We start from the raw sequence: 11385 nt of genomic DNA on the forward strand, positions 1-11385 counted from the left end.
GCGCTGCGGCTCGTACGCCTCGTGCGAGAACTGGTACGGCGGGACGGGGACGGGGACGCGACGCCCTCCGTACGGGTCTCGGATGGCGAGATTTCGCCCCCGCCCCGGATCCGGGACGCGGGCCGTCCGTGGGCCGTCCGCGAGCTGTCCGCCCCGCGGACGGCCCGCGCCTGGCTCCCGCACAACTGCGAGACTGGGAGCCATGAACTACCGCGTGCCGGAGCCCGTCCCCCAGGTCATCCTCGACGACGTCCGGGGGGCCCAGAAGATGCTGTCCGGCGTCTCGCGGGTGACCGCCATGGAAGGCAGCCGGCACCTCACCTCGCTGGTCGGCGCCCCGGTCCACTTCAAGTGCGAGAACCTCCAGCGCACCGGCTCCTTCAAGCTGCGCGGGGCCTACGTCCGGATCTCCTGCCTGCGCCCCGAGCAGCGCGCCGCCGGCGTCGTGGCGGCCAGCGCCGGCAACCACGCGCAGGGCGTCGCCCTCGCCTCCTCGCTGCTCGGCGTCCGCTCCACCGTCTTCATGCCGGTCGGCGCCCCGCTGCCCAAGGTCGCCGCGACCCGCGAGTACGGCGCCGAGGTGCGCATGCACGGGCAGGTCGTCGACGAGACCCTCGCGGCCGCCCAGGACTACGCGGACCGCACCGGCGCCGTCTTCATCCACCCCTTCGACCACCGCGACGTCATCGCGGGCCAGGGCACGGTGGGCCTGGAGATCCTGGAGCAGTGCCCCGAGGTCCGCACGATCGTCGTCGGCATCGGCGGCGGCGGCCTGGCCGCGGGCATCGCGGTCGCCGTCAAGGCGCTGCGCCCCGACGTGCGGGTCGTCGGCGTCCAGGCGGCGGGCGCGGCCGCCTACCCGCCCTCGCTCAAGGTCGGCCACCCCGTCTCCATCGACGCCCCGACCACGATGGCCGACGGCATCAAGGTCGGGCGCCCGGGCGACGTCCCCTTCAAAATCATCGGCGAACTCCTCGACGACGTGCGTACGGTGTCGGAGGACGCGCTCTCCAGCGCGCTGCTGCTCTGCATGGAGCGGGCCAAGCTCGTGGTGGAGCCGGCGGGTTGCAGTCCGGTCGCCGCCCTGATGAGCGAGCCCGAGCGGTACGGCGACGGCCCGGTGGTCGCGGTGCTGTCCGGCGGCAACGTGGACCCGCTGCTGCTCCAGCGGATCCTGCGGCACGGCATGGCGGCCGCGGGGCGGTACCTGTCGCTGCGGCTGCGCGTGACGGACCGGCCGGGGGCACTGGCCGGTCTGCTGGGGGTGTTGTCAGTGGTGGATGCGAACGTGTTGGACGTGAGCCACGTACGGACCGACCCGCGGCTCGGGCTCACGGAGGTGGAGGTGGAGCTGCACCTGGAGACCAAGGGGCCGGAGCACTGCGCGGAGGTCGCGCGGTCGCTGCACGGCGCGGGGTACAAGGTCATGGGCTGAGGGGCGAGCACGCCGATCGCCCGATGTTCGTTCGATCGCCCGATGTTCGTTCGTTCGATCGGTCCATACGGCTGCGCATCGCGATATGACGCGATAGCGTGTGCCCGGTCTCCGCGGGGTCACCCGTTCGGCCGGGCGAGGTCGGCCTGGCGACCCTAGGATTTGCGTAGGAAACATCCTTTTTGCTAGGAGAATCCATATGCCAGGCGCCATCTACGCCGAAGGTCTGGTCAAGACCTTCGGTGACGTACGGGCTCTGGACGGGGTGGACCTCGATGTCCCCGAAGGCACCGTCCTGGGTCTGCTCGGCCCCAACGGGGCGGGCAAGACCACCACCGTGCGCGTCCTGACCACCCTCCTCCAACCCGACAGCGGCAAGGCCGTCGTCGCCGGCATCGACGTCCTCAAGCACCCCAACGAGGTGCGCCGCGCGATCGGCCTGTCCGGTCAGTTCGCCGCGGTCGACGAGTACCTCACCGGCCGCGAGAACCTCCAGATGGTCGGCCAGCTCTACCAGATGAGCGGCAGGGCGGCGAAGGCGCGGGCCGCCGAACTGCTCGAACGCTTCAACCTCGGCGACGCCGCGGACCGCACCGCCAAGACCTACTCCGGCGGCATGCGCCGGCGCCTCGACCTCGCGGCCGCCCTGGTCGTCAGCCCGCCCGTGATGTTCATGGACGAGCCGACCACCGGCCTGGACCCGCGCAACCGCCAGCAGCTGTGGGGGATCATCCAGGAGCTCGTGGCGGGCGGCACCACCCTGCTGCTCACCACCCAGTACCTCGAAGAGGCCGACCACCTCGCCCACGACATCTGCGTGGTCGACCACGGCCGGGTCATCGCCCGCGGCACCTCCGACCAGCTCAAGGCGCGGACCGGCGGCGAGCGCGTCGAGGTGGTCGTGCACGAGCGCGAGCACATCGCCACCGCCCGCGAGGTCCTCGCCGCCTTCGGCAAGGGCGAGACGACCGTCGAGGACCACACCCGCAAGCTCACCGTGCCCGTCACGGGCGGCGCCAAGCTGCTCGCCGAGGTCATCCGCGAACTGGACGGCCGGGGCATCGAGATCGACGACATCGGCCTGCGCCGCCCGACCCTCGACGACGTCTTCATCTCGCTGACCGGCCACGCCGCCGAGCTGGCGGAGGAGGACGCCGAGGCGGACCCCGGCGCCGCCAAGGGCGGCCGGGGCAGTAGGAGCGGCAAGGCCGCCAAGGCGCGGAAGGAGGAGGTCAAGTGAGCATCACCTCCCGCACGCCCGAGCTGGCCGCGCCGCGCCCCCGCGGCGGCATCGTCCAGTCGATCAACGACTCGTTGGTGATCGCCAAGCGCAATCTGATCCGGATGTCCAGGATTCCCGAAATGATCATCTTCGGGGTCATCCAGCCGGTCATGTTCGTGGTGCTGTTCAGCTACGTCTTCGGCGGCTCCATCAGCGTCGGCGGCAACACCTCGCCCGCCGCCTACCGCGAGTTCCTGATGGCCGGCATCTTCGCCCAGACCGTCACCTTCGCCACCGCCGGCGCCGGCGCGGGCATCGCGGACGACATGCACAAGGGCCTCATCGACCGCTTCCGCTCGCTGCCCATGGCGCGCGGCGCGGTGCTCACCGGGCGCACCCTGGCCGACCTGGTGCAGACGGCCCTGACCATCGTGGTGCTGGCGATCGTGGCGGTGATCGTCGGCTGGCGCACCCACGAGAACCTGGGCAAGGTGCTGGCGGGCTTCGCCCTGCTGCTCCTGCTCGGCTACGCCTTCTCCTGGATCGGGGCGCTCATCGGGCTCTCGGTGCGGACCCCGGAGGCGGCCACCTCGGGCGGGTTGATCTGGCTCTTCCCGCTGACCTTCATCTCCAACGCGTTCGTCCCCTCCGACAACATGCCGACCTTCCTGCGGCACATCGCCGAGTGGAACCCCTTCAGCGCGACCGTCCAGGCCGCCCGCAAGCTCTTCGGGAACCTGCCGCCCGGCTACGAGGCCCCGGCCGCCTGGCCGATGCAGCACCCGATCCTGGCGTCCGTCCTGTGGTCCGTCGTGATCATCGTGGTCTTCCGGACCCTGGCGGTCCGCAAGTACCGCTCGGCGACCGCGTAGGGCATGCGCAAGGGCCCCCGCCGGAACGTGTCCGGCGGGGGCCCTTCGGCGTGCGCGACCCGAGGGGTCAGCCGTTGAACGGCGTCACGGCCAGGATCTTGACCAGGGCCTTCTTGCCGTTCGGCAGCTCGTACTCGGCGTCCTCGCCGATCGCCTTGCCCATCACGCCCGAGCCCAGCGGGGACTGGGGCGAGTAGGTCTCGAAGTCCGAGGAGGCGTACTCGCGGGAGGCGAGCAGGAACTCCAGCGTGTCGTCCGGGTCGCCGTCGAAGGCGATCGTCACGAGGGTGCCGGGCGCGACCACGCCGTCGGACGCGGGCGCGGTGCCGACCTTGGCCTTCTCCAGGAGCTGCGTGAGCTGGCGGACGCGCAGCTCCATCTTGCCCTGCTCCTCCTTGGCCGCGTGGTAACCGCCGTTCTCGCGCAGATCGCCCTCCTCGCGGGCGGCTGCGATCTTGACCGCGATCTCCGTGCGTGCGGGACCAGAGAGGTAGTCCAGCTCGGCCTTCAGCTGGTCGTACGCCGCCTGGGTCAGCCAGGTGACGTTCTCGCTCGTCTGGGTCACAGGTGCTCCTCGTCGGTACAGGGGGACTAGGGGGACAACAAAGTCGCCGGCAATGGGCGAAACCACGAGCCTAACAATTCGGGAAGAAAAGAGGGAGGACACCAACTGTGTGAACTGCGTCAGGGCCCGGGAGCACGGTCCTGCGGCCACCCCATGATCACCCGTACGGCGGCCCGCAAGACGGCCGTACGGCGGCCCGTAAGGCTCGGACGGCCGTGAGGCCCGTACGGCGGCCCGGGCGCGTCCCGCGCGTCCCTAGTGCTTGTCGCCCTCGGCCGGCTGGCAGCCGATCAGCTCGATCATCGTGGCGCGGCCGGTGGTCTTCAGCGTCAGCATCTGGTCGACCCGGCTCGACGCCTGGTCGAAGGTGTAGTCCGCCCGGCCGACCTCGCCGTGCTCCTTGTCCTGCGAGCTGAGCGTGCAGATCCCGGTGACGGAGGCGTCCTTGCGGACCTCCAGGTGCACCTGCACCTCGGAGTCCGAGACCACCTGGAACTTGATGATCTCCCCGCTGACGCTCTGCCCGCCGACGTAGTCCCAGCCGATCCAGCCGACCACGCCCAGCAGCACCGCCCCGAGCACCCCGCCCACGATCTTGAGCTTGCGGTCGGTCCGCTCGTCCGCCGACCGGCCGTACCGGCCCTCGGGCAGTCCCTCGCGCACCGCGCTCATGATCGTTCCTCTCGCAAGGGTTCGCCGGGCGGACCCTTCCGGTCCGCGATTCGGCCGCCTGACCATTGGAGGATCCCACGCCCTTCAGACGGGAGCGGAATCGGGGTTCCCGCGCGCCGCTCGCGCGGGCAGGCTGCGAAGGTGGACGAGAAGGCCGCCCGGCAGCGTCAGGACACGGCCCGTAAGTGGGCCAAACGGGTAACGGCCGACTTCGACCGGATCGCGGTGGAGGACTTCCGCCCGAAGTTCCTCGCCAAGACGGCCATGGCCCGCAAGGCGGCCGACGCGGCGATCGCGTCCGCGAAGAGCCAAGCACGCACTACCGTTGTCGGAACGCACGTATACCTGCGATGCGTGCGGAGCGGCCTCTCCGAGGGACCGGAACTCCGCGCGCGTGATGCTCGTCCGGGCTGGTCTCGACCCGGTTGGCGCTGATCGCGTAAGACCCGTTGGACCGCCGGTCCACCGCGCAGCGTGAGCCAGGAATACCCCTCGCAAGACGCTTGCTGAGGGGGAGGAGTCAATATAGAAGGCCACGCCCGACCCAAAGAGGATCCTGTCTTGACCGAGCAGCTTCGACTGATGGCCGTCCACGCGCACCCCGACGACGAGTCGAGCAAGGGCGCGGCCACCATGGCCAAGTACGTGTCCGAAGGGGTGCCCGTACTGGTCGTGACCTGCACCGGGGGCGAGCGCGGCTCGGTCCTGAACCCCAAGCTCCAGGGCGACAAGTACATCGAGGAGCACATCCACGAGGTGCGCGCCAAGGAGATGGACGAGGCCCGCGAGATCCTCGGCATCGAGCAGGAATGGCTCGGCTACGTGGACTCCGGCCTGCCCGAGGGCGACCCGCTGCCGCCGCTGCCCGAGGGCTGCTTCGCGCTCGCGGACGTCGACGAGGCCGCCGGCGAGCTGGTGAAGAAGATCCGCGGCTTCCGGCCGCAGGTCATCACCACCTACGACGAGAACGGCGGCTACCCGCACCCCGACCACATCATGACCCACCAGATCTCCATGGTGGCGTTCGAGGGCGCGGCCGACACCGAGAAGTACCCGGAGGACGAGTTCGGGCCGGCGTACCAGCCGCTCAAGCTCTACTACAACCAGGGCTTCAACAAGCCGCGCACCGTCGCCCTGCACGAGGCCCTCCTCGCGCGCGGCATGGAGTCCCCCTACGGGGAGTGGCTGGAGCGCTGGAAGGAGTTCGAGCGCACCGAGCGGACGCTGACCACGCACGTGCCGTGCGCGGAGTTCTTCGAGATCCGCGACAAGGCCCTCATCGCGCACGCCACGCAGATCGACCCGGACGGCGGCTGGTTCCGCGTGCCCATGGACGTCCAGAAGGAGGTCTGGCCCACGGAGGAGTACGAGCTGGCGAAGTCGCTCGTCGACACTTCCCTCCCCGAGTCCGACCTCTTCGCGGGCATCCGGGAGAATGCGTAGCTATGAGCGCTACGCAGGCAGCACTGACCCAGCTCCTCCCGCTGGCGGGTGACACCTTCGACAAGAACAAGGTGACCCCCGGCCTCCTCGGCTTCCTCGTGTTCGCGGCCCTCGCCGTCGGCGTGTGGTTCCTGATGAAGTCGATGAACCGCCACATGGGGCGGGTGAGCTTCGAAGAGGCCCCCGACCCCGCCGCGGCCGGACCCGCCACCACGGCGACCGAGGCCCCGCGGGCCTCCTAGGCACCGCGCGCCCGCCGCCCGTCCCGCAGGGGGCGGTGCGGCGGGTTCCGCGCGCCCGCGCGAGCGCCCCGCGGCTACGCCGAGGGCGCCGGGACCGCGACGCCCATGATCTCCCGCGAGTGCCGGTCCGGGACCATCGACAGCCGCCACGCCTGCCAGCCCTCCGCCGGGTCCACCCCGCGCGCCAGGATCAGCCCGTACGGCTCCAGGCAGTCCTCCAGCTTCCCGTCCCGCGCCGGGTGCGGCTCCGCCGCCAGGGCGGCCAGCTCCGCGCGGGCCGCCGCCAGGCCCTCGGGGCCCGGGGTCGCGTACGCCAGCATCGTGCACCGCAGGAAGCGCGCCCAGTCCCCGCCGCGCAGGTCCCCGTACGAGGCGAACAGCCGCCCCGCCTCCTCGCACAGCCCGACCGCCTGGGCGAGGCGCCCGTTGCCCGCGTCCACCACGGCCAGCTCCAGGCAGGTCCAGCCCTCCCCGTGGGCCAGCCCGATCCGCCGGAAGTCCGCCCGGGCGTCCACCAGCAGCTGCCGGGCGAAGCCGGAGTTGCGCAGGTTGCCGGTCTGGGCCGCGCGCTGGTCCCGGGTCACCCGCCCCGAATGGTGGCGCGCGCACGCCAGCCCGTACACGTCCCGCATCCGCGAGAACATCGTCCGCGCCCGCTCCAGCTCGCGCACCGCGGGATCGCGCTCCCCGTTCTCCTCCAGCGCCTGCCCCAGGTAGTACAGCGTCCACGCCTCGCCGCGCGCGTCCTCCGCCTCCCGGTGCCGGGCCAGCGCCTCGCGCAGCTGCTCGACCGCCGCCGCCGGCTCGCCGTCCACCACCCGGGCCCGCCCGAGCTGGGTCAGCGCCCACGCCTCGCCGCGGGCGTCGTGCGTGCGCCCGTACAGCTCCAGCGCGAGCCGCAGCTCCGCCTCCGCGCGCGGCACGTCGTCCATCCGCAGGCACACCTGCCCCAGCTGGAAGTGCGCCCACGCCTCGCCGTGCACGCTCTCGTTCTCCCGGTGCAGCACCAGCGAGCGCTCCAGCAGCGCCAGCGCCTCGGCCAGGTGCGCCCGGTCCCGCTCCACCGCCGCCAGCGCGTGCAGCGCCCACGCGCGGTCGCCCGCCAGCTCCGGCGGCTCCTGGAGCGCGATCGCCTGCCGGATCCGCGCCGCGGCCTCCGGGAGGTTCCCCTGGTGGTGCAGGGTGATCCCCAGCGAGACCAGCGCCATCGCCGCGCCCGCCTCCTGGTGCGCCTCCATGTACTGGTCCACCACCGACGTCAGCGTCGTGCGCGCCTTGTCCAGCTCACCGAGCTGGCGGGCCGCGATGCCCGTGCGCCACTGCACCGAGCGCACCAGCCGGCCCTGGTTCACCGCCTGCGCCAGTTCGTTGATCTCGCCGAGGCGGTAGAGGTCCCCGCGCAGCAGGCAGAAGTCGCACAGCGCCCCCAGCAGGTCCAGCACCGCCTGCTGGTCCACCCCCTCCGACTGCCGCAGCGCCGAGGTGATGAAGCTCGACTCCTCCTCCAGCCAGTTCAGCGCCGCGTCCAGGGAGGCGAAGCCGTGCCCGTCGAAGTGGTTCGCCCGGGTCGAGGTCTTCCCGTCGACCATCCGGATCACCGAGTCCGCGAGCTGCGCGTAGTTCCGGATCAGCCGCTCGTGCGCCGCCGTCGCCGAAGCCCGCTCCTCGTCCGCCGCCAACCGGGCCGCCGCGAAGGCGCGCACCGCGTCGTGCATCCGGTACCGCTCCCCGCGCACGTGGTCCAGCAGCCCCGCCTTCGCCAGCTCCCGCAGCAGCCGGACCGCCTCCGCCCGGTCGGCCCCGATCAGCGCCGCGGCCGCGGCCGCGCCCAGCGAGGCCCGCCCGGCCAGCGCGAGCCGCCGCAGCAGGCGCCGCCGGTCCTCGGGCAGCCGTACGTACGCCAGCTCCAGCGACCGGTCCAGCAGCCCCCCTTCGCCGGCCCGTACGCCGCCCAGCGGGGCCAGTACGCGCAGCGCCAGCGGCAGCCCCGCTCCGAGCCCCAGCAGCCCCGCCGTCACCTCGTCCGTGTGCGGCCCGACGCCGGCCGCCTCCGCGCCCGCCCGCACCACCTCCGCGGACTCCGCCGCGCCGAGGCGCTCCACCGCCAGGTGGTGCACCCACGCCGGTGTGTCCGCGGGCAGCTCCAGCGCCTCCCGCGCGGTCACCAGGACCAGGCTGTCCGAACGCTCCGGCACCAGCGTGCGCACCTGCGCCGCGTCCGCGGCGTCGTCCAGCACCACCGTGACCGGCATGCCCTGGAGGTGCTGGTGGTACAACTCCGTCAGTCGGCGCACCTGTTGGTCCGCCGAGGAGCGCTCCCGGAAGAGCAGCTGCTCGCGCGGCGCGCCCAACCGGTTCAGCAGGTGCAGCAGCGCCTCCCGGGTCGGCAGCGCCGCCTCGCCGCCGCTGCCGCTGGCGCCGCTCCCGCCGCTCCCGCTGAGCGCCACCACGCAGGCGCCCCGGTACTGGTCCCGCAGGTGGTGCGCCGCCCGCACCGCGAGCGCCGTGCGCCCCACGCCCGGCTCGCCGTGCAGCACGACGACCACCGGGCGGGTCTGCGTACTGGCCCGCGCCGCCTGCACCCACTGCGCGATCTGTCCGATCTCCGCGCGTCGACCGGTGAACGCGCCGACCGGGTCCGGCAGTTGCCCGAAGGACTGCTCCAGCACCCGTCGCTGGCGCGCCTCGGCGCTGCGGTCCGCCCCGCGCAACTGAGGCGCGCGGGGCGGCCGTTGGGTCCGCGCGGCCGTCGTCACCTGCCGCTGCTGCGCCAGGAAGGGGCGGATGCCCCGCACCTCCAGCGCCGACAGCCACTGGAGCTTCAGCTGCTCGGGGCCGCCCGGCTGGCCCAGGGCGCCGGCCCGGCGGCTGGCCGCGGGCAGGTGGGTGCCGGTCACCTTCGCGACGGTCGCGAGGGCGCCCGCGACCAGTGCGGCGGCCCCCGTGGCCGCCGCCGTCGCCGGCGCCGTGTCGAGCGCCATGTCCATCCCGAAGGCGGCCGCCGCCGCCACCGTGCAGGCCAGTACCGCCGTCGAGGCGCTCTGCCGCCGGAACGCCTCGCGCAGCGAATGCTCCCCGGCGGCGGCCTCGTCCAGGGCGCTCACGTACGCCGCGTACTCCTCGGCGGCGCTGGCGGCCAGCGCGTCTAGGGCCTCCCGCCCCCGCGCGAGCAGCGCGGCCTTGTCCCCGGCCGTTCCGGACCGCGACGACTCCTCGTCGACGGCCCGTTCCAGCAGACGCTCGGCCTCATTGCGATGGCTGACCCGCATCCGCATCCTCCTCCGAAGAGCCCGGCACGAGCCCCAAGTGTCCTTCGCGGTGGGCCCGAGCGCGAGAGAATCTGAGCGAGTTCAGAGCTATCGGCCGCTCTTCGCCACCGAATTGACGACCCGTCGACTCCGCCGATGACCGAGAATCACGTGCATGGAACGACGCGTGAGGGCGGCGACCGCGGTCGCGACGATCCTGCTGACCGGCTGCACCGCCCCGTCCCCCGCCCCGCCCGCCACCCGCACCGGCTTCACCGTCCGCTACGAACCCCCGGCCGCGAACGACCGCACGGAGGCGGCCCGGCTGCGCGCCGGCCGCGGGGCCGAGGACGCGGCCGCCCACCTGAACGCGTTCCTCGACCTGCCCCGCGAGGTGGTCTCCACCGAAACCCTCTTCCACGAGGCGTGCCCCGCCCTCGTGGACCTCCTGGACCCACCGGCCGAGGGCAGGGCCGAGGAGGGCGCGACCCGCGAGGCCCCCCGCTTCCCAGTGCACCACCACCCGCGACGCCTGGCTGTGAAGGGCCTGACCCCGCTGCTGCGGCGATGACCTCCGGACACGGCGGCCTCGTCAGGCCTGGTGACGGGCCAGCAGGGATTCCGGAACGGTCGACAGGATCGCCGGCTCCTGCGGGCCCCGATGGGCCAGGTGGAGATCCTCGCGCGCGCGGGTGCAGAGCACCAGGAGGCGCAGGCGGGCCTCCAGACCGGTCGGGTCATCGGTATAGGAGTCCAGATCCGGCACGAAGACGCTGTCGAACTCGAGCCCCTTCATGCTGGCCGTGGTCACGATCCTGATGGGACGTGTCGAGAAGTCGATCGTCCGCCTGTGACGGTCGTCGTGCACGTAGGCCTGTGTCTGGGCGGCCAACCCCACGCCGGTGAGCCGGCTCTGGATGTCCCGTACGAGGAAGGTCGACCTGCAGATGATTCCGATGGTCCGGTCCCGGTGGGCGTTGAAGTACTGGGACATCCCGATGACGAGATGGGCGAGGGAGGGAATCCTCATCACGACCGGGGTCGGGCCGATGCGCGTCGGTAGCGGGATCTCCGTACGGGTATCGACGCGGAACTCGGCCGCCAGCATCGCGATCTCCCGACTGTTCCTCCGGTTCTCCGGCATGACGAGAGGCTCGTCCGGTGCGTCGAGCGTCCGTCGTATCTCGGACAGCGAGCTCTGTTCGTCGCCGATGCGTTCGTATTCGTCCGCGAAGACCGTGACATCGACGCCGAGGACACGGCACATCCGGTAGAACCCGAGCGGGAGGTTCTGCCCTTCGTCGATCACCAGATGCGCGGTCGTCCGCACGCTCCGGAGGATGCATTGGCGCTGCATCCCGACCCAGTCGGGGCGCCGATCGTCCTCCTCGGACGTCGGAGGATCGGTGCCGAAGCGTGTGCGCCAGAGGTCTCCGATCCAACCTCTGCAGGTGGTGACGACGACGGCTTCGGTGAGGTTCGGTGCCAGCTGTGAGAGATGTTGATGCAGCAGGTTGAAGCGCGTGATGAGGACGACGTCACGCCCTGCGGTCGCCAGGGCCCAGGCGCGATAGACGGCTGCCACGGTCTTGCCGCCGCCGGGCGGTCCCGTGACGATGTGGCGTCCCTGGAAGGGCAGTTCCATGACCTTCTGCTGAGCGATCCCGAGCTCCAGGAGGGACGGGA

General features: G+C 72.1%; 10 protein-coding genes and 1 pseudogene. 7 read left to right on the forward strand and 4 right to left on the reverse strand.

Annotated features, from left to right (window positions below; all coding sequences use genetic code 11):
* Nucleotides 1-202: 202 nt before the first annotated feature.
* The 3 genes from ilvA (at nucleotide 203) to ACZ4UB_RS33575 (ending at nucleotide 3529) form a co-directional block, all read left to right on the forward strand.
* Complete coding sequence (ilvA, locus tag ACZ4UB_RS33565; protein ID WP_354379736.1) at nucleotides 203-1435, forward strand: threonine ammonia-lyase; 1233 nt, start codon at nucleotides 203-205, stop codon at nucleotides 1433-1435.
* Between the two features lie 199 nt (nucleotides 1436-1634).
* Complete coding sequence (locus ACZ4UB_RS33570) at nucleotides 1635-2675, forward strand: ATP-binding cassette domain-containing protein (RefSeq protein WP_468076142.1); 1041 nt, start codon at nucleotides 1635-1637, stop codon at nucleotides 2673-2675.
* Complete coding sequence (locus tag ACZ4UB_RS33575; RefSeq protein WP_467968947.1) at nucleotides 2672-3529, forward strand: ABC transporter permease; 858 nt, start codon at nucleotides 2672-2674, stop codon at nucleotides 3527-3529. Before ACZ4UB_RS33570 ends, ACZ4UB_RS33575 begins: the two co-directional genes overlap by 4 nt.
* 67 nt (nucleotides 3530-3596) lie before the next feature.
* On the opposite strand, the gene greA is transcribed toward ACZ4UB_RS33575, so the two are convergent.
* Together greA and ACZ4UB_RS33585 are read right to left on the reverse strand one after the other, a co-directional pair.
* Nucleotides 3597-4094, reverse strand: coding sequence for a transcription elongation factor GreA (greA, locus tag ACZ4UB_RS33580; RefSeq protein WP_468076144.1), 498 nt, complete (start codon nucleotides 4092-4094; stop codon nucleotides 3597-3599).
* 255 nt (nucleotides 4095-4349) lie between these two features.
* Entirely contained in the window at nucleotides 4350-4766 is a 417-nt protein-coding gene (locus ACZ4UB_RS33585) for a DUF4307 domain-containing protein (RefSeq protein WP_468076146.1), read from the reverse strand.
* 78 nt (nucleotides 4767-4844) lie between these two features.
* On the opposite strand from ACZ4UB_RS33585, the pseudogene ACZ4UB_RS33590 reads away from it, so the two are divergent.
* The 3 genes and pseudogenes from ACZ4UB_RS33590 to ACZ4UB_RS33600 form a co-directional block, all read left to right on the forward strand.
* Nucleotides 4845-5257: pseudogene (locus ACZ4UB_RS33590) on the forward strand (RNA-guided endonuclease TnpB family protein); the annotation flags it as partial.
* Between the two features lie 70 nt (nucleotides 5258-5327).
* The gene (gene mca / locus ACZ4UB_RS33595; RefSeq protein WP_354379731.1) at nucleotides 5328-6209 is read left to right on the forward strand and encodes a mycothiol conjugate amidase Mca; all 882 of its coding nucleotides are present in this window, start codon (nucleotides 5328-5330) and stop codon (nucleotides 6207-6209) included.
* A gap of 2 nt (nucleotides 6210-6211) precedes the next feature.
* A complete protein-coding gene (locus ACZ4UB_RS33600; protein WP_467966786.1) occupies nucleotides 6212-6451 on the forward strand; it encodes a hypothetical protein in 240 nt (79 codons plus the stop codon).
* 74 nt (nucleotides 6452-6525) lie between these two features.
* Here ACZ4UB_RS33600 and ACZ4UB_RS33605 read toward each other — a convergent pair whose 3' ends face one another.
* Complete coding sequence (locus ACZ4UB_RS33605) at nucleotides 6526-9720, reverse strand: tetratricopeptide repeat protein (RefSeq protein ID WP_468076148.1); 3195 nt, start codon at nucleotides 9718-9720, stop codon at nucleotides 6526-6528.
* A gap of 154 nt (nucleotides 9721-9874) precedes the next feature.
* Between ACZ4UB_RS33605 and ACZ4UB_RS33610 the strand changes: the two genes are divergently transcribed.
* Nucleotides 9875-10270, forward strand: coding sequence for a hypothetical protein (locus ACZ4UB_RS33610; RefSeq protein WP_468076150.1), 396 nt, complete (start codon nucleotides 9875-9877; stop codon nucleotides 10268-10270).
* A gap of 21 nt (nucleotides 10271-10291) precedes the next feature.
* Here ACZ4UB_RS33610 and ACZ4UB_RS33615 read toward each other — a convergent pair whose 3' ends face one another.
* On the reverse strand, nucleotides 10292-11344 hold the full coding sequence (locus tag ACZ4UB_RS33615) for a DEAD/DEAH box helicase (protein WP_468076152.1): 1053 nt from the start codon (nucleotides 11342-11344) through the stop codon (nucleotides 10292-10294).
* Between the last annotated feature and the right edge of the window lie 41 nt (nucleotides 11345-11385).

This window comes from Streptomyces sp. NPDC028419, assembly GCF_055565515.1.